Source organism: Catenuloplanes japonicus (assembly GCF_000717135.1).
Lineage (GTDB): Bacteria > Actinomycetota > Actinomycetes > Mycobacteriales > Micromonosporaceae > Catenuloplanes > Catenuloplanes japonicus.
On the sequence record NZ_JNXY01000041.1, the window covers coordinates 1 to 16,850 of the forward strand.

Below are 16,850 nucleotides of genomic sequence, written 5' to 3' on the forward strand. Positions count from 1 at the left end.
GGCGGAGGTGGCGAAGGCGGCGGGGGTGATCCGGGCCAGTGCGCATCAGGCGTTGCAGGACCTGCGCGAGGTGATCGGCGTGCTGCGCGAGCCGGCCCGAGAGGGAGATCCGGAGCGCCCGCAGCCGACGCTGGCGGACCTGACCACGCTGGTCGAGGAGTCGCGCGCGGCCGGTGCCCGGGTCGCACTGTCGCTGCCGGCCGTGGAGGTGCCGCCGCCGGACGTGGTCGGGCGCACCGCGTACCGCATGATCCAGGAAGGTTTGACCAACGCCCGCAAGCACGCGCCGGGCGCGCGCGTCACGGTCGACGTCACCGGCGAGCCCGGGAAGGGACTGTCCATCACGGTCCGCAACCCCGGCGCCGTCGACACGCGCGCGTCGGTCATTCCCGGCACCGGGACCGGGCTGATCGGCCTGGCGGAACGCGCGTCGCTGGCCGGTGGCCGGCTCGATCACCGCCGCGAGCCGGGTGGCGGCTTCACGCTGGAGGCGTGGCTGCCCTGGTGAGGCGCCCGCTACCGATGGAAGCGGGTCGTGCGGTTCAGCGGCTCGCGGCCGACCCGGATCGTGTTGATCGGCGCGCCGGGGTCGGCGTAGCCGAACGAGACGCCGAACAGCAGGCGGCCGCCGGTGATGCCGAGCGTCTCGCGCACCGTGTCGGCGTAGAAGCTCAGCAGCGCCTGCGGGCAGCTGGAGATCCCGTGCGCGGCCATGGCCAGCAGCAACGTCTGCGCGCCACGCCCGCGTCGCCGCCGAGATCCTCATCGACCACGCCATGCGCTAGTTCTCCGGCGCGCCGCCGAGCTGCCACATCTCGTAGTTGCCGCACTCCGCCGTGACCCCGGCCGTCTCCCGGGCCGCGGTGACGAAGTCGTCGACCACGGGCGAGGTGAGCGACGCGGCCACCGCGAGGTGCACCTGGTCCGGCGCCAGGTCCGGGATCGGCACGTAGCTGACCTCCGGATGCGTGTAGAACACGGTCGCGGACCGGGCCAGGAACGAGATGCCGCGACCGGCCGCCACGTGCTCCAGCGTCTCGTCCACGCCGCGCGCCCGATATCCGGCGTTCGGGTGCGGGCGACGGGTGGGCTGCGTGCTCGCGTCCGCGTGCCAGACCAGCGGCTCACCGGCCAGGTCGGCCTCGGTGATCTGCTCCTTGCCGGCCAGCCGGTGGCCCGCGGGCAGCACCGCCACCCGCGGCTCCGCGTAGAGCGGGATCACGCGCAGCCCGGCCTCGTCGATCGGCAGCCGCACGTAGGCGACGTCGATCCGGCCGTCCAGCAGCATCGCGGCCTGGTCGTCCCACTCGATGCGCTGCACGTCCACCAGCACGTCCGGATGCCGGACGGCGAACCTCCGTACCGCCGGGGTGGCCGTGATGCCCGCCCGGAACCCGACCATCAGCCGCCGGCTGCCACGCGCGGCCACCGTCACCCGGCGGCGGACCGCGTGCGCGGAGGCCAGCAGCGGACCGGCGTCGGTCAGCAACTGCCGGCCGGCGTCGGTCAGCGTCACGCCGTGGCTGTCCCTGGTGAACAGCGGCGCGCCGAGATCATGCTCCAGCGCGCGGATCTGCCGGCTGAGCACCGGCTGCGCGATGTGCAGCTCCTCGGCGGCGCGGCCGAAGTGCAGCCGGTCCGCGACGGCGACGAAGTAGCGCAACTTGCGCAGGTCCAGATCCATGGAGCCTCCCGGTCCGGCGATGCCTTGAGGGTATCGCAGCGGCCGAAAGAGGTCTTGGACAGCCGACCGGGCCGGAGGCATTCTCGACAGGTAACCGAATGGGTCGTCCGAAACAGCACGGCAGGCAATGGGAAAACGCGATGCGCGTCCTTTCCGAATACGGCAGGAGAAGACACATCATGACCACCATCAGCATCATCGGCGCGGGCAACATGGCCGCCGCCATCGGCACCCGGGCCGCCAAGCACGGCCACACCGTCGAGCTCATGAGCCGCGACGCCGGCAAGGCGCGAGCGCTCGCGGAGCAGATCGGCAACGGCGCCACCGCCGGCACGTTCGGCGCCCGCCCGGCCGGCGACATCGTCATCGTGGCCGTGCGTCACGCTGCCGCGGTCGACGTGGTCACGCACTACGGCGACGCGCTGACCGGCACGATTCTCGTCGACATCACCAACCCGTTCAAGACCGACGCCAGCGGCCTCGCCACGTCCCAGGGCAACTCGGTGGCCCAGCAGATCGCCGCCGTCGCCCCCGAGGGCGCTCACGTCGTCAAGGCGTTCAATACCATTTTCGGCGGCGTCATCGCCGAGGACGGCCCTCTCGACGCATTCTTTGCCGGCGAGGACGCCGACGCGAAAGCGCGGGTCGCCGCATTCCTGGAAAGCCTCGGCATGCGCCCCCGCGACGCCGGCGGACTCGAATTGACCCACGCGCTCGAATGGGCCGGATTCCTCCTGGTCGGCCTGGCTGACAACGGCGCCGGATTCGACGCCGCCCTGGCCCTTTCATGACCACGGTCGGACTCGTCGGCAGCGGCAGCATCGGCCTCGCCATCGCCCGGCTCGCCGTCGACGCCGGCCACCGGGTTGTGCTCAGCAACTCACGTGGTCCCGCGACGCTCAGGGACACGGCCGCGTCCCTGGGCCCGCAGGCCTCCGCCGCAACGAGCGCGGAGGCCGCCGCGGCCGGCGACATCGTCGTGATCACCGTCCCGGTCAGCGCGTTCCCGCACCTCCCCGCCGCGCCGCTGGCCGGCAAGGCGGTCATCGACGTGTGCAACTACGGCCCCGAGCGTGACGGCCCCGTCCCCGAGCTCGACAGCCGCTCGCTCACCTCAAGCGAACTGCTGCAGCGGTACGTCCCGGACGCCTTCCTGGTGAAGGCTTTCAACAACATCTTCGTCAAGCATCTGCTGTCCCTCGCCCGCCCGTCCGGCGCCCCCGACCGCTCTTTCGTCCCGATCGCCGGCGACTCGGCACCCGCGAGAGCGACCGTGACCGCGTTCATCGACTCCCTCGGCTACGGCGTGGTGGACGCCGGCCGGCTCGCCGACGGGTGGCGCCAGTCCACCGGCACCCCGGTCTGGGCGACGTCCTACGGCCCCTTCTCGCACGAGCGCGGCCGGCCCGCCGACGAGGCCACCATCCGCACGGCCCTGGCCCTCGCCACGCGCTGACCCCTATGCGTTCCAGGCCCCCACGACGTCGCCGGGCCCCCGGACCACACCCACCTCACCAGCGGGAATATCAGCCCCGGAGCGGCTGACGACGACCAGCCCACTGGTGGCGGGGTCGAAGCCGGGAACGGACGGGGCGTCGCGGCGCAGCATGTCTCCTCACCCACCGGCCGGCGCGGCCGCGGGGAGCAGGTTCCGGGCGGTCTCGGTGAGCAGCGTCGACTCGCGAAGCGTGCGATGGAACAGCCCGACCGCCTCGGTGGCGGACGCGCCCTTGACCGCGGTGTGAAAGCAGCACGGCAGGCCGGTGCGATTGCAGAGCTCCTGCACGAGACGGGACTTGCCGACCTGTCGGCGTCCGCGGATCGCCAGCGACCGGCCCTGCCCGGTGCGCCGGATCTCATCGACGCGCTTGCTTATCCGGCGGAGTTCCGCGCTGCGTCCCACGAATATCGGTCGCTCCGAAGTTAGATTCAATCTTACTTCCGTGGAGTCTACCGGCAGGCCGCCTACCATCCGTGGTCGTGAGTGATCACTATGGGGTCGTCGTGACCTGTTTCCTTTATGACGAAATTTCGGGCGCGCAGCGCCCGCAACCGCCCGCGAAGTCGGTGGATGAATGTTGACGGCGCGTCAGCGGAAATGCGCGCGGAGTGCCGCCGCTATCTCGCCGGCGGCCTTCAGCTGCTCCGGGGTGAGGGCGTCGACGAAGATCTCGCGGACGGCGCGCAGGTGGGGGACCGTGGCGGCGTGGAAGGCGGACGCGCCGGTGGGGGAGAGGATGATCTCGGCGCCGCGGCTGTCGTCGGGGGAGCTCTCGCGGTGGATCAGGTCGCGGCGTTCCATGCGGCCGAGGTGGTGGGAGAGGCGGCTGCGTTCCCAGTCGATGTGGGCGGCGAGCGCGGACGAGCGCAGCCGGTTGCCGGGGGCCTCGCTGAGTGCGAGCAGGACCGCGTAGTCGCCGGAGGACAGGCCGGTGTCGTCGTGGAGGCGGGTGGTGATGCGGCTGCGCAGGCGGTCGGTGGTTTCGACGAAGTCGCGCCAGACGGCGAGCTCGTCTCGGTCGGGAAGTTTGCGGGGGCCGGGCATAAAGGTTCACCTCCAGTGGTTGACGTGTCCATCGTACCGCTGATTGATGTGTCAATTATTTTGAGGAGTTCGTCATGATCCTGGGTCTGGACACGTTCGGCGACCGCCCGGAGAACGACGAGGGCGTGCTGGTGTCGCACGCGGCCGCGATCAAGCAGGTGGTCAGCGAGGCCGTGATCGCGGACGAGCTGGGCGTCGACGTGATCGCGCTCGGCGAGCACCACCGCCCGGAGTACGCGATCTCCACGCCGGAGACCGTGCTCGCCGGCATCGCGACCGTGACCAAGCGCATCTCGCTCGCGTCCGGCGTCACCGTGCTCAGCTCGGACGACCCGGTCCGCGTCTTCCAGCGCTTCGCCACCGTCGACGCGCTGTCCGGCGGGCGCGCGGAGGCGATCCTCGGCCGCGGCTCGTTCACCGAGTCGTTCCCGCTGTTCGGCTACGACATGGCCGACTACGACGTGCTGTTCGAGGAGAAGCTCGACCTGTTCGTGAAGCTGCTCGACGAGAAACCGGTCACCTGGTCCGGCACCACCCGGCCCGCGCTGACCGACGCGGACGTCTTCCCGAAGACCGAGTCCGGCCGGCTGAACACCTGGGTCGGCGTCGGCGGCTCGCCGCAGTCCGTGGTCCGCACCGCACGGCACGGCCTGCCGCTGATGCTCGCGATCATCGGCGGTCAGCCGGAACGGTTCGCGCCCTACGTCGACCTCTACCGGCGGGCCGCGGAGCAGCTCGGCACGGTCGCGCACCCGGTCGGCATGCACTCGCCCGGCTTCGTCGCGGACACGGACGAGCAGGCGAAGGAGCTGTTCTACCCGCACTACAAGGTCCAGCGCGACCGGATCGGCGCGCTGCGCGGCTGGCCGCCGCTCCGCCGTGCCGAGTTCGACCAGGAGGTGGCGCACGGCTCGCTCTACATCGGATCGCCGGAGACCGTCGCCCGGAAGATCGCCCGTGCGGCGAAGGCCCTGGGCGTGGGACGCTTCGACCTGATCTACACGGTCGGCGCGCAGCCGATCAGCGCCCGTACCCGCGCGGTCGAGCTGCTCGGCGCGAAGGTGTTCCCCATGGTCCGCGACATGATGACGGAGAACTGATGAGCACCATCGGCATCCTCGGCGCCGGCAAGCTGGGCACGGTCCTGGCCCGGCTCGCGACCGCGGCCGGCTACGACGTGCTGATCGCCGGCTCCGGCCCGCCCGAGAAGATCCGGCTGATCGTCGAGATCCTCACGCCCGGCGCCGTCGCCGTGACCGCGGACGAGGCGGCAGCGCGCGCCGACATCGTGATCCTCGCGCTGCCGCTCGGCAAGTACCGCACCGTGCCCGCCGCGCTCCTGAAGGACAAGCTCGTCGTCGACGCGATGAACTACTGGTGGGAGGTCGACGGCGTCCGCGACGACCTCACCTCGTCCAGCGAGATCGTCCAGGCGTTCCTGGCGGGCGCCCGCGTCGTCAAAGGCTTCAACCACATGGGCTATCACGACCTCGAAGAGCAACCCCGGCCAGGGGGTGCGCCAGGGCGCAAGGCGATCGCGATAGCCGGCGAACCCGCCGACCTGGCCGAGGCCGCCGCGCTCGTCGACCGGCTCGGCTTCGACCCGGTCGTGGCCGGCCCGCTGTCCGAGGGCATCCGGATGGAACCCGGCACGGAACTCTTCGGCGCGAACACGGACGCGGCCGAGGTCACCGCCATGCTGGCCCGCTTCGACGGGAGGCGCTGACCGTTCACGGCAGCTCGTGGTCCGGGCAGGTCACCCGCAGCTCGCCGTCCCCGAACGGCGCGTCCACGACATTGCAGTGGTGCGGCCTGCCGGTCTCGGCCGGATGCGCGTCCGGCACGAAGAACCGGCAGGTCAGGCACATCTGTGAGACCGGGATCAGCCTGCGGTCCTGCAGCTCGCGCATCAGCGTGACGATGCCCCGCAGCGTCGCCGCGAAATCGTCCGGCGGCAGCGTCCCGACCGCGCTGCCCAGACTCTCCGACATCACGTTCAGCCGTGCCGCCTCGGCCCGCCCCGCCTCGGTCAGGCCGAGCAGCACCGCCCGCGCGTCCGCCGGGTCACGGTCCGCCGACAGCAACTCCTTGCGCCGCAGCACCTTCACCGCATCCGACACCGTGGGCGGCGTGGACGCGAGCGCGGTCACGATGTCACCCTGCCGCAGCGCGACCCGGCGCGTCTGCAGCAGCAGGACGATGTCGGCCTGCAACGGGGACAGATTGTGCGGCCCGGCGTTGCGCCACGCCTCCATCCGCACGGCCTGCCCCAGCCGCGCCAGCCCGGCCAGCATCTGACTGGCCGGCGGCGGGCCGGGAACGTCACTCATCCCCCCAGGATAGTTGGCACTGGGAAGTGTCACGGCTCACGTGAGCCGTTCTCCGCGCCGCTCGTCAAGGAGGTGACGATTCCGGAGGGGAGACGACCGTGCGAGTGGTCATTCTGGCCGTAGGTACGCGTGGCGACGTGGAACCCGCGCTGGCCCTGGCCTGGCGGCTGCGATCCCGCGACCACGAGGTCGCGCTCGCCGTCCCGGTGGACCTGGTCCCGTTCGCCCGCGAGGCCGGCTTCGACGCCACCCCGGTCAGCCTCGACACCCGGGAGTTCCTGGAGTCCCCCGACGGCCAGCGCTTCCTGGCCGCGGGCAACAGCCGGGAGTACGTGCGCCTGCTCGTCACCAAGAAACGCGAGGTCATCCGCGCCGTCCACGCCGACCTGACCACCGCCGTCAAGGGCGCGGACGTCGTCATCGGCACCCGCCTGGTCGAGGAGGAGGGCTCCTCGCTCGCGGAGTGGCTCGGCGTCCCGTTCATCGCGCTGCACTACTTCCCGACCCGCTCCAACCCGTACTACGCCTCCCCGTTCGTCACCGCCCGCCGCCTCCCCGCCCCGCTCACCCGCCTGACCCACCAGCTGTTCGAACGCACCCAGTGGCGCCACAACGCCGCCGACGTCAACCGCCTCCGCGCCGACCTCGGCCTCCCGCCCGTCACCCGGCCCGCCACGGTCCGTTTCGCCCGCGCCGGCATCCTGGAACTCCAGGCCTACAGCCGCTTCCTCACCCCCGAGCTGGCCGACCGGAACCCGCGCCGCCCGCTCATCGGCCCCCTGCGCCTGGAACCGGAACACCGCGCCCTGATCCGCACCGACCACGCCGACCCGGAACTCACCCGCTGGCTCGACGCCGGAGACCCGCCCGTCTACATCGGTTTCGGCAGCCAGCCCGTCCTCGACGGACCCCGCCTGGTCGAGGAGATCCGCCGCACCGCCACCCGCCTCGGCGTCCGCGTTCTCCTCAACGCCGGCTGGAGCAACCTCGCACTCCCCGGCGCCGACCCCCAGATCCTCCTGCGCCGCGCCGTCGACCACGAGCGGATCTTCCCCCGCTGCCGCATCGCGGTCCATCACGGCGGCGCCGGCTCCACCGCCGCCTCCATCGGCGCCGGCCTCCCCACCGTCATCTGCGCCGACTTCGCCGACCGCGCCCTCTGGGGCCGTGCCGTCACCCGCCTCGGCGTCGGCACCACCATCCCCCTGGCCGCCCTCACCGCCACCACGCTCTCCACCGCCATCGCCCCACTGCTGCTCCCCGCCCCCGCCCGCCGCGCCCAAGCCATCGCCGCCAACATGGCCACCGAAGACGCCACCACCCGCGCCGTCGAAATCATCGAGACCCGATGACAATCCCAATTCATGTACCCGCGCGCGGCGTGGTCCGGCAGCGTTGCTCCCGCGGGCGCTTGAGTTTGCCTGGGGACGACCCCAGACCCCGAGTCCGCTGACGCGATGGTCCGGCCCCTCGGCGTGCCGCCGGTACGCGCACCGATCAAGAGACGACAACCCAAGATCAAGATCTTGCTTGCCCGCTTCCGGCGTGATGCGGCAGCGTTGCTCCCGCGGGCAAACCTCGCGTCGGGCTCCGCTGGCGCTCCGCACGACGCGAGGAGCCGGTGCCGTCGTGGTCCGGCACACCCGTGCGGGTTGCTGCGATCGGCCGCTTCAGGGCGCTCTGCGCCCGAAATTTCGGTAGATAGTCCGCTCAGCGCCGAAATTTCGGGCGAGTCAGCGCCCGGACTCCCGCAAGCCGAATCCCGCGACGCGGCGACCTGCCTCTGCCCGCCGAAATCCCGCGACGCGGCGACCTGCCCCCGCCCGCCGAGCCGTGACGCGGAAACCCGCTTGCGCACGCCGAGTCGTGACGCGGCGATCTGCTTCCGCATGTCGAGTGTCGCGTGCGGCGGACCCGGCCGGAGCGGCCGGAGAACCGCACGGGTTTTTCGGCACCACCGCGGAAGCGGAAGGGAGGAGCGCCAGCGACGACCGGTGCCCGCGGGGGCATGCGGACCGCAACCACCGCGAAGTGGGAAGAAAAAAGAATGTGGCTTTTCCCGGAGGGGGAAATGGTCAGTCCAGATATCCCTCAAGCGTGTGGGAACGCGCCGGATGCTGGAGTTTGGCCAGCGTGCGGTGTTCGATCTGGCGGATGCGTTCGCGGGTGACGCCGTAGACGCGGCCGATGTCGTCGAGCGTGTGCAGCGTGCCGTCCGTGAAGCCGTAACGCATCCGGACGATTCCGGCCTCGCGCGGCGTCAGCGTCTTCAGGATCTCCGCCAGCGCGTCGGACAGCAGCGCCGCGCTGGCCGCGTCCAGCGGCACCACCGCGTCGCGATCCGCGAGCAGGTCGCCGAGCGACGTGTCCTCCCCGTTGAGCGACGCGTCCAGCGAGATCGGGTCGCGGGCGTGCCGCTGCACCTCGAGGATCTTCTCCGGCGTGCTGCCCATCTCCGCCGCCAGCTCCTCCGGCGTCGCGTCGCGGCCGAGCTTGTGCAGCAGCTCGCGCTGGGCGCGTTTGACGCGGCTGAGCACCTCGGTCAGATGCGCGGGCAGCCGGATCGTGCGGGACTGGTCGGCCATCGCGCGCGCGATGGCCTGCCGGATCCACCAGGTGGCGTACGTGGAGAACTTGAAACCCTTGGCGTAGTCGAACTTCTCGACCGCGCGGACCAGACCGAGGTTGCCCTCCTGGATCAGGTCCAGGAACGCCATGCCGCGACCGGTGTAGCGCTTGGCGATGCTGACGACCAGCCGCAGGTTCGCCTCGAGGAGGTGGTCGCGGGCGCGGACGCCGTCGCGGGCGATCGCGCGCAGGTCCGCGGCGAGCACCGGGTCGAGCGCGCGGTCGAGGTGCAGCAGGTGATGGGCGTAGAGGCCGGCTTCGACGCGTTTGGCCAGGTCGACCTCCTGGTCCGCGCCGAGCAGCGGGACGCGGCCGATCTCCTTCAGGTAGGCCCGCACCGGGTCGGCGGCGATGACGGGCGCCGTCTCCTCCTCGATGTCCAGCACCGTGACCGCCCCCTTCGTCGTGTTTCCTGGTCCGCGCCGTGGCGAGCGGTGGTGCGTACAGTGTGCCGCCTTCTGCGTTTTTCCGCAGACCTCACACCGGTAAAACGCATTTGCACACATGAAATGCTTGTCGTCAAGTACGAATTTCGGGCCGTGAGATCACTATCGCGGCGCCGGGTGCAAGCCGGTGAGAGAACCGTCTCTTCCAGGCGTTTCCCGGCCGCGGCCGGGCGTGGAATCCGCTTAACATTGCCGCTCGGAATGAGCCGATCAATTCGAGGTCAGGTTATGCGCCGACATGATTCCGCCGTCGCGGAGGAACAACGCTTTCTCGACATCGCGACGGCGCAGCGCGACCGGCTGGCCGCGCACCTCGCGGCCGAGCTGGCCGTGCCCGCGGAGGACGCGACCGAGCGTGCCCGGCACCGCAGGCTGCGGCGGCAGTACGAGGAGCTGCCGGCGGACGGGCTGGTGTTCGGGCGGCTCGACGGGCGCGACGGCACGGTGCTGCACGTGGGCCGCGCCGGGATCCGCGACGAGGACGAGAACGCGGACCCGCTGGTGATCGATTGGCGGGCGCCCGCGGCACGGCCGTTCTACACGGCGACGCCGGTGGATCGGCAGGGGCAGGCCCGGCGCCGGCATGTCCGCACGGACGGCCCGGTCGTGGTCGGCGTGGACGACGAGCCGCTGGACGGCACCTCCACCGGTGACCTGGTCGGCGAGGGCGCGCTGCTGTCCGCGCTGAACGAGCGTCGTACCGGCACGATGTCGACCGCGATCTCCACGCTGCAGCGCGAGCAGGACGACATCATCCGCGCGGAGGCGACCGGGCCGCTGATCGTGCAGGGCGGCCCCGGCACCGGCAAGACCGTGGTCGCGCTGCACCGGGTGGCCTATCTGCTGTTCACGCACCGGCGGATGGCGGAGCAGGCGGTGCTGGTGCTCGGCCCGTCCGTGCGGTTCCTGACCTACATCGCGCAGGTGCTGCCCGCGCTCGGCGAGACCGCGGTCGTCTCCGCGACGTGTGACACGCTGCTGCCCGGCGCGCAGGTGGAGCGCACGGAGTCGCGGCGGGTGGCGGAGATCAAGGGCCGGGCCGCGTGGCAGCCGGCGCTGGAGGCGCACGTGCGGTCGCTGCTGCCCCGGGCGCGTGAGCTGACGCTGCGGTGGGAGGGCGAGGCGTACGTGATCGGCGCGGACGTCGTGGCGCAGATGCTGGCCTCGGCCGTGCCGGGGCGGTCGTACCACCGGGCGCGCACGGCCTTCGCGGAGCAGCTGTTCCAGGTCCTGGCGGAGGCGGTCGCGGAGCAGCGGGCCGCGCTGCTGGACGAGATGGAGGAAGGTTTCGAGGAGATCCTGGCCCGGTTCGACCGCGGTGGCCGGCCGGACGGGGTGCGCGACGGCCGGTCCGGTTCGGACGTGGACGGGCTGATGTCCGAGGAGGAGATCGAGGAGCTGCGCGAGCGGATCGCGTCGCACGAGGTGATCGGCCGTTTCGTCGAGTCGGTCTGGCCCACGCGCGACCCTGCCGACGTGCTGCGCTATTTCCTGAAAAATCCGGCATTCCTGTCAGCGGGGGAGGCTGCGCTCGTCGCGGCCGAGCCCGGCACCTGGGCGTCCAGCGACCTCCCGCTGCTCGACGCGGTCGCGGACCTGCTCGGCAGCGTGGCGAGCCCGGCGGCCCAGGGCGAGTTCATCGCGGACCGGGCCAGGAGCCAACGCGACTGGGTGTACGGCCACGTCGTCATCGACGAGGCCCAGGAACTGTCCGAGATGCAGTGGCAGATGGTGCTGCGCCGCTGCCCCAGCCGCTCGATCACCGCGGTCGGCGACATCGACCAGGCCGAGGCCGCCCACCGGCACACCAGCTGGGCGCAGGCCGTGCACGCCACGCTCGGCGACCGCTGGACCGCCGCGGAGCTGACCATCTGCTACCGCACACCGCGCGAGGTCATGGCGCTGACCGGCCCGGTCCTGGAGCGCGCCGGCAGCCGGAACAGCCCGCCGCGCGCGGTCCGCTCCTCCGGGATCGCGCCGTGGGAACGGTTCGCGATCGCGGACCGCCTGACCGACGCCGCCGTGGAGGCCGTCGAGGAGCTGCGGAAACGGTGGGAGGGCGGCACGGTCGGCGTGGTCGCGCCGGTGGCCCGGATCGACGCGCTGCTGCCGGTGCTGGAGGGGGTGCCGGTGCTGACCGCGACGCAGGCGAAGGGCCTGGAGTGGGATGCCGCGCTGGTCGTCGACGAGGCCGGCATCGCGGCCGAGCCACGCGGCTGGAACGGGCTGTACGTGGCGCTGACCCGCTGCACCCAGGAGCTGGGCCGGCTCCACGTCTCGTGAGGACCGCGCTCAGCCCTGCGCCGGCCCGGTTCCCGGCACCGGGATGGCCGCGGCGATGACCTGATGCCCGGCCTCGTTCGGGTGGTCGCCGTCCTCCGCCAGCAGCCCGGTCGGGTCCGCCCGCCCGTCCACGCCCTTGAACAGCGGGTACGTCGGCACGAACGTCGCCCCGGTCTGTGCCGCCGCCTCCGCCAGCGCCCGGTTGACGTCCTCGGTCGCGACCGCCGCCTCCTCGTCCTCCCCGGGACCGTAGGCGGCGGCGTCCCCGTCCTGCACCACGTTCCAGTACCCGATCACGAACACCGGCAGCCCGTCGCCCGTAGCCGCATGGATCGCCCGGACCGCCTCGGCCACGTTCGCCTCGGTCCGGGCCGCGATCCGCGCATAACCGGCCGCGCCCGCGCCCGGGAACGCGTCCGCCGCGTCGTTCGCCCCCACCATGATCAGCACCGTGACGGCGTCGCCGAGGTCGGCCTCCCGCACCTCGTCCAGCAGGTCGGCCGAGGTGTAGCCGTCCATGCCGAGGTTGAGCGCGCGGGCCGGACCGGGCCGCCGCTGCGCATAGAGCTCCGGGAACGGCACGCAGTCGCACGCGTTGCCCGCCGGCACCGAGTCGCCGAACGCGACGACCACCGCGGGAGCCGGAGCTGCGTAGGGCGGGGGCGCACAAGCGGTCAGCAACGACAGGACCGCGCAAACACCATATTTCACGCCGTGTCGTCCAGCCGGTATCCCACGCCCCGGACCGTCACGATCGTCTGCCGGTCGAACGGCCGATCCACCTTGTCCCGCAGATAGCGGATATACACGTCGACCACGTTGGACCCGCCCTCGTAGGCGAAATCCCACACATGATCGATCAGATGGCTGCGGCTCAACGTCTGGCCCGGCCGCCGCATCAGCTCGTTGAGCAGCATGAACTCCTTCGCGGACAGCTCGATCGGCACCTCCCCGCGGCGTACCGTGCGGGTGGCGGGGTTGAGCACCAGATCCCCGACGCGCAGCTCGGCCGGGCGTTCCGCGGGCTCACGGCGGGCCAGCGCGCGCAGCCGGGCCAGCAGCTCCGCGAACGCGAACGGCTTCGTCAGGTAGTCGTCCGCGCCGGCGTCGAGCCCGCGCACCCGGTCCGTCACGCTGTCACGCGCGGTGAGCATCAGCACCGGCACCCAGTGACCGTCGTCGCGGAGGCGCCGGCACACCTGGAAACCGTCCGGATCCGGGATCATGGCGTCCAGCACGACCACGTCGTACGCGTTCTCGCTGATCTTCCACAGTGCGTCCGTGCCGGTCGCGGCCGTGTCCACCGCGTACCCGGCCCGGCGCAGGCCCCGGGTCAGCATGGTGCTCATCGCCGGGTCGTCCTCGACGATCAGCGCTCTCATCGCCTCAGGATAAAGTTCGATCACAAGGGGTGACCGTGAGGAGGCGTGTTCCGGTGCCGCGTTCACTGCGTACCCGCCTGGTGGTGATCTTCTCTGCCGGCACGACCGTGGTGCTGCTGGTGTGCCTGTGGCTGGTCGGCCTCGTGCTCGACGACCAGCTGTCCGGTGCGGTCGGCACCGACCTCTACGACCGCCGCGACCACCTGATCACCGCGCTGCGCGACGGCAGCCCGCACGCGGTCGCGCGCGACTCGCTCGCCCAGCTCTACGCGGCCGACGGCACGCTGATCTCCGGTTCGCCCGCGCTCGGCCGCAACCGGCTGCTCACCCCCGCGCTGGCCGGCGCCGTCAGCGCCGACACCTGGCTGGACATCGAGCTGCCGATCGGCGTCGGCCGCACCCTGGTGCCGGTCTCCGTGCTGGCCGGCCCGGTCGGCGACGGCTCCGGAAACGTGCTGGCCGTCGCCACGGACGCCGAGTTGATCGAGAGCGCGATCGACCGCCAGTGGCTGGTGCTGCTGCTCGCCGCGCCCGTGCTGATCGCGGGCCTGGTCGGTGCCGGCTGGCTGCTGGTCCGCGCCGCGCTGCGCCCGGTCGAGGCGCTCAGCCAGGAGGCGGCCGCGATCTCGTCGCTGGACAGCGACCGCCGCCTGCCCCTGGTGCCCGGCGACGACGAACTGGCCACGCTCGGCCGCACGCTCAACCGGATGCTGGACCGGCTGCAGATGGCGTTCGCCCGCGAGCGCACGTTCGTCGACGACGCCAGCCACGAGCTGCGCACGCCGCTGACCGTGCTCCGCGGCGAGATCGAACTGGCGCTCGGCGCGCTCGACGACCGCGCCGAGGTCGAGCAGTCGCTGCTGGCCGCGCGCGACCAGACCGACCGGCTCATCCGCCTGTCCGAGCACATGCTGCTGCTGGCCCGGCACCGCGCCGGCGAGATCGTCGTCGACCGCCACCCGGTCGACCTGCTGGACCTGGCGACCGAGGAGGCGCGCGTGCTCGCCCCCGCGTTCGGCATCGACATCACCGCGAGCGGGGAGCCGGTGGTCGTCCCCGCCGACGCCGACCGGCTGCGCCAGGTGCTGGCCAACGCGGCCGCCAACAGCGCGGCCGCCGGCGCGACCCGGCTGCGGTTCATCATTCACAAAGAGCCCGCGGGGGTACGCCTGGAGTGCGCCGACGACGGCCCCGGCGTCCCGAGCGACGTCCTCGGCGGCGTCTTCGAGCGTTTCGTCCGCGGCGACGCCGCCCGCGGCACCGGCGGCTCCGGCCTGGGCCTGTCCATCGTCCGCGCGATCGTGACCGCGCACGACGGCACGGTCGACCTGCGCAACGGGCCGCCGCTCGACGGCGCGGTGCTGACCGTGCGCCTGCGGACCTGACGCGCTCACGGCGCGGCCGTGCGGGCTCACGGCGCGAGCCGGGCCGGGCGGGCTCATCACACGGGCCGGGCCAGGCGGGCGGACAGCCAGGCGAAAGCGGGCGGCGCGGACGCGGCCCACGTCTGCGCGTTGTGGCCGCCGTTGTCGGCGAACGCGGTCGTCACCGTCATCGGCGCGGTCGCGAGCCGGGCCAGATCCGTCGCCCCGCGCAGCGCGGTCCGGTCCGTCCGCGCACACGCCAGATAGAGCGACACGGCCGGGACCGGCATGTTCCGCAACCGCCACACCAGGTTGTACGTGGTGTGCTCAGTCCCGTCCCCGACCTTGATCCCCGGATCCGGATAGCCGGACAGGCTCGCCCCGGCCGCGTACCGGTCCGGATGCCGCATCAGCAGACTGGCCGCACAGAACCCGCCCGCCGAGTACCCGATCAGCCCCCACGCGCCCGGATCGGTCCGTACCGGCAGATGCGCCGCGGCGAACGCCGGCACGTCCTCGGTCAGGAACGTCTCGGTCTGCGGCCCGTTCGCCATGTTCGTGCACTCGGTGTCCAGCGACGGCTTCGGCGTCTGATACGGGAACAGCACGATCGTCGGCGCCATCCGCCCCGCCTCGATCTCCCGGTCGAGCACGCCCACCGCGTCCAGGCTGTCCAGCCACTGCAGCGGCGACGCCGGATACCCGTGCAACGCCTCGATCACCGGGTAGCGGAGGCCGGGCTGGTATCCGGCGGGCAGGTAGGCGTACATCGTCAGCGTCAGCCCGCTCGCCCGGCCCTCGACCGTGAACGTCTCGACATGCCCGCCACCCGCGCGCCGTGGCGGCGGGGCCGCGTCCGCGGGCGGCTTGCCGGACTCGGCCAGCGACGCCCACGTGGGGTAGGCGGCCACCTGCCGGTTCAGCCAGATCAGCCCGGTCGCCGCGGCGGCGCAGACACACAGGATCAAAACCGTCCCACGGTACGCGAAGCGCCGCCGCCGCGCGGACAGGTCCCAGACGACGCCGAGCGCGATCGCGGCGGCCAGCGCCACGCCGAGCGCGGTCAGCTCAGCGGCGAGACTGTTCGGCGCCATGCGGGCGTCCCTCCTGATCGGCCGGCGCACCGGGCACCAGCGGCGGCGGGGTCTGCGAGACCGCCCAGTCGACCGCGGCCGGCAGGGTGGCCGCGCAGTGCACGTCGACCCCCGCGGGCAGCGTGGTCACCGCACCCGCGCTGGTACCCCTGTCCGCGCCGACGGCGGCGGCGGTAGTTGTGCAGGTAGTCGCGGTGGTGCCGGCACCGGTGGCTGCGCCCGTGTCCGTGCCGGGCGACTCATCGGTGCTGCTGTTCGTACCCGCGGCGGCGTTCTTGTCCGTGCTGACGACTGCGAAAGCGGGATAGCGGGCCGCGGCGAGGCCGATCGCTGCCACCGACGTGGCGAGCACGGCCGCGGTCGGCGCGACCATCGCCCACCGCTGCCCGGTCACCCGCAGGTCGTGGGTGACCGCCGCGGGCAACGCGGTCGCGAGCACCTCCGGCGGCGTGGCCACGGTGACCGGCACGATGATCAGCACGACGCCCTCCCGGGCAGGCGTGCCGGAACCGCGGTGGTGATCATCGGCGAGCCTCGCGTCGTCCGGTGCGGGCGTGCCGGCCCCGCCGACGATCACCACGGCGGAGAAGGTGCGGTCCGGGTGGGCCGCGTAGTCCGGCGGCAGCGTGACGGTCGGCGCCTGCGTGAGATGCCAGCCCTCCCAGCCGGCCGGCTCCCAGGCGAACGTCCCGTCCGGCGGCGCATGGTCCGCCACCCACCGGTCCAGCGCCCCGACCGGCTTCGGATACGACGCCTGCCCGCTCCCGCCGGACGCCAGCAGCGCGGACCAGGTCGGGTAGAACTGCGCGTGCCGGTTGGCCCACAGGCCGCAGGTGATGATCAGCAGCGCCTCGACGAGCAGCACGCCCAGCGGCCGGACCACGAGACGCCACCGCCCCGATCGGCGCCACAACAGCACGGTCGCCCCGAGCGCCAGCAGCGTGACCAGGGCCGCGAGCACGATCAGCGGTCTACCGGTGAGCGACATGGCCGCGACTGTCGCAGACGCACGATGAGATCTTCATGAGAAGGCTTTTCATCGTCCTCTCATTCTCGGGCGCCTACCGTCGCGGTGCGACCGCCGGACAGCGGCC

16 protein-coding genes and 2 pseudogenes are annotated in these 16,850 nt (G+C 72.3%); 8 read left to right on the forward strand and 10 right to left on the reverse strand.

The window, feature by feature from the left end:
• The coding region (locus tag OP04_RS55085) for a sensor histidine kinase (RefSeq protein WP_033345840.1) at positions 1 to 508 on the forward strand (508 nt) is incomplete at its 5' end.
• 8 nt (positions 509 to 516) lie between these two features.
• On the opposite strand, the pseudogene OP04_RS43165 reads toward OP04_RS55085, so the two are convergent.
• Both OP04_RS43165 and OP04_RS43170 read right to left on the reverse strand, forming a co-directional pair.
• Positions 517 to 729, reverse strand: a pseudogene (locus OP04_RS43165) (nitroreductase family protein); the annotation flags it as partial.
• Between the two features lie 52 nt (positions 730 to 781).
• Positions 782 to 1,684: a LysR family transcriptional regulator gene (locus OP04_RS43170; RefSeq protein WP_033345842.1), complete on the reverse strand. Its 903-nt coding sequence runs from the start codon at positions 1,682 to 1,684 to the stop codon at positions 782 to 784.
• Positions 1,685 to 1,863: 179 nt separating this feature from the next.
• Between OP04_RS43170 and OP04_RS43175 the strand changes: the two genes are divergently transcribed.
• Both OP04_RS43175 and OP04_RS43180 read left to right on the forward strand, forming a co-directional pair.
• Positions 1,864 to 2,475: an NADPH-dependent F420 reductase gene (locus OP04_RS43175; RefSeq protein WP_033345843.1), complete on the forward strand. Its 612-nt coding sequence runs from the start codon at positions 1,864 to 1,866 to the stop codon at positions 2,473 to 2,475.
• Positions 2,472 to 3,140: an NADPH-dependent F420 reductase gene (locus tag OP04_RS43180; protein ID WP_033345844.1), complete on the forward strand. Its 669-nt coding sequence runs from the start codon at positions 2,472 to 2,474 to the stop codon at positions 3,138 to 3,140. Before OP04_RS43175 ends, OP04_RS43180 begins: the two co-directional genes overlap by 4 nt.
• 159 nt (positions 3,141 to 3,299) lie before the next feature.
• Here the strand turns inward: OP04_RS43180 and OP04_RS43185 are convergent, their stop codons facing one another.
• Entirely contained in the window at positions 3,300 to 3,587 is a 288-nt protein-coding gene (locus OP04_RS43185; protein WP_033345845.1) for an ATP-binding protein, read from the reverse strand.
• Positions 3,588 to 3,773: 186 nt separating this feature from the next.
• The gene (locus OP04_RS43190) at positions 3,774 to 4,229 is read right to left on the reverse strand and encodes a MarR family winged helix-turn-helix transcriptional regulator (RefSeq protein ID WP_033345846.1); all 456 of its coding nucleotides are present in this window, start codon (positions 4,227 to 4,229) and stop codon (positions 3,774 to 3,776) included.
• A gap of 74 nt (positions 4,230 to 4,303) precedes the next feature.
• On the opposite strand from OP04_RS43190, the gene OP04_RS43195 reads away from it, so the two are divergent.
• A complete protein-coding gene (locus OP04_RS43195; protein ID WP_033345847.1) occupies positions 4,304 to 5,329 on the forward strand; it encodes an LLM class flavin-dependent oxidoreductase in 1,026 nt (341 codons plus the stop codon).
• Positions 5,329 to 5,955 (forward strand): NADPH-dependent F420 reductase, encoded by a 627-nt coding sequence (locus OP04_RS43200; RefSeq protein WP_033345848.1) that lies wholly within the window; start codon positions 5,329 to 5,331, stop codon positions 5,953 to 5,955. Before OP04_RS43195 ends, OP04_RS43200 begins: the two co-directional genes overlap by 1 nt.
• A gap of 4 nt (positions 5,956 to 5,959) precedes the next feature.
• On the opposite strand, the gene OP04_RS43205 is transcribed toward OP04_RS43200, so the two are convergent.
• Positions 5,960 to 6,559, reverse strand: coding sequence for a MarR family winged helix-turn-helix transcriptional regulator (locus OP04_RS43205; protein ID WP_033345849.1), 600 nt, complete (start codon positions 6,557 to 6,559; stop codon positions 5,960 to 5,962).
• 98 nt (positions 6,560 to 6,657) lie between these two features.
• Here OP04_RS43205 and OP04_RS43210 point away from each other — a divergent pair, with 98 nt between their 5' ends.
• Positions 6,658 to 7,911, forward strand: a complete 1,254-nt coding sequence (locus OP04_RS43210; RefSeq protein ID WP_033345850.1) for a glycosyltransferase — start codon at positions 6,658 to 6,660, stop codon at positions 7,909 to 7,911.
• Between the two features lie 723 nt (positions 7,912 to 8,634).
• Here the strand turns inward: OP04_RS43210 and OP04_RS43215 are convergent.
• A pseudogene (locus OP04_RS43215) lies at positions 8,635 to 9,537 on the reverse strand (RNA polymerase sigma factor); the annotation flags it as partial.
• Positions 9,538 to 9,861: 324 nt separating this feature from the next.
• Between OP04_RS43215 and OP04_RS43220 the strand changes: the two are divergent.
• Positions 9,862 to 11,916 (forward strand): HelD family protein, encoded by a 2,055-nt coding sequence (locus OP04_RS43220; protein WP_033345851.1) that lies wholly within the window; start codon positions 9,862 to 9,864, stop codon positions 11,914 to 11,916.
• A 9-nt stretch (positions 11,917 to 11,925) separates the two neighbouring features.
• On the opposite strand, the gene OP04_RS43225 is transcribed toward OP04_RS43220, so the two are convergent.
• Together OP04_RS43225 and OP04_RS43230 are read right to left on the reverse strand one after the other, a co-directional pair.
• A complete protein-coding gene (locus tag OP04_RS43225) occupies positions 11,926 to 12,549 on the reverse strand; it encodes an SGNH/GDSL hydrolase family protein (RefSeq protein WP_232323955.1) in 624 nt (207 codons plus the stop codon).
• Positions 12,550 to 12,623: 74 nt separating this feature from the next.
• A complete protein-coding gene (locus OP04_RS43230; protein ID WP_033345853.1) occupies positions 12,624 to 13,298 on the reverse strand; it encodes a response regulator transcription factor in 675 nt (224 codons plus the stop codon).
• A 53-nt stretch (positions 13,299 to 13,351) separates the two neighbouring features.
• Here OP04_RS43230 and OP04_RS43235 point away from each other — a divergent pair, with 53 nt between their 5' ends.
• A complete protein-coding gene (locus tag OP04_RS43235) occupies positions 13,352 to 14,683 on the forward strand; it encodes a sensor histidine kinase (RefSeq protein WP_232323956.1) in 1,332 nt (443 codons plus the stop codon).
• Between the two features lie 56 nt (positions 14,684 to 14,739).
• Here OP04_RS43235 and OP04_RS43240 read toward each other — a convergent pair whose 3' ends face one another.
• Positions 14,740 to 15,756 carry an alpha/beta hydrolase gene (locus tag OP04_RS43240; RefSeq protein ID WP_033345855.1) on the reverse strand — a complete coding sequence of 339 codons (1,017 nt, stop codon included), beginning with the start codon at positions 15,754 to 15,756 and terminating at the stop codon, positions 14,740 to 14,742.
• On the reverse strand, positions 15,731 to 16,744 hold the full coding sequence (locus OP04_RS43245) for a hypothetical protein (protein ID WP_033345856.1): 1,014 nt from the start codon (positions 16,742 to 16,744) through the stop codon (positions 15,731 to 15,733). Before OP04_RS43245 ends, OP04_RS43240 begins: the two co-directional genes overlap by 26 nt.
• Positions 16,745 to 16,850 lie beyond the last annotated feature (106 nt).

What these genes read in the sequence shown, in the direction of transcription:
- OP04_RS43195 (WP_033345847.1), top strand. Translation starts at nt 4,304, where the DNA reads ATGATCCTGGGTCTGGACACGTTCGGCGACCGCCCGGAGAACGACGAG.
- OP04_RS43190 (WP_033345846.1), bottom strand. Translation starts at nt 4,229, where the DNA reads ATGCCCGGCCCCCGCAAACTTCCCGACCGAGACGAGCTCGCCGTCTGG.
- OP04_RS43180 (WP_033345844.1), top strand. Translation starts at nt 2,472, where the DNA reads ATGACCACGGTCGGACTCGTCGGCAGCGGCAGCATCGGCCTCGCCATC.
- OP04_RS43230 (WP_033345853.1), bottom strand. Translation starts at nt 13,298, where the DNA reads ATGAGAGCGCTGATCGTCGAGGACGACCCGGCGATGAGCACCATGCTG.
- OP04_RS43200 (WP_033345848.1), top strand. Translation starts at nt 5,329, where the DNA reads ATGAGCACCATCGGCATCCTCGGCGCCGGCAAGCTGGGCACGGTCCTG.
- OP04_RS43175 (WP_033345843.1), top strand. Translation starts at nt 1,864, where the DNA reads ATGACCACCATCAGCATCATCGGCGCGGGCAACATGGCCGCCGCCATC.
- OP04_RS43170 (WP_033345842.1), bottom strand. Translation starts at nt 1,684, where the DNA reads ATGGATCTGGACCTGCGCAAGTTGCGCTACTTCGTCGCCGTCGCGGAC.
- OP04_RS43205 (WP_033345849.1), bottom strand. Translation starts at nt 6,559, where the DNA reads ATGAGTGACGTTCCCGGCCCGCCGCCGGCCAGTCAGATGCTGGCCGGG.
- OP04_RS43240 (WP_033345855.1), bottom strand. Translation starts at nt 15,756, where the DNA reads ATGGCGCCGAACAGTCTCGCCGCTGAGCTGACCGCGCTCGGCGTGGCG.
- OP04_RS43245 (WP_033345856.1), bottom strand. Translation starts at nt 16,744, where the DNA reads ATGTCGCTCACCGGTAGACCGCTGATCGTGCTCGCGGCCCTGGTCACG.
- OP04_RS43220 (WP_033345851.1), top strand. Translation starts at nt 9,862, where the DNA reads ATGCGCCGACATGATTCCGCCGTCGCGGAGGAACAACGCTTTCTCGAC.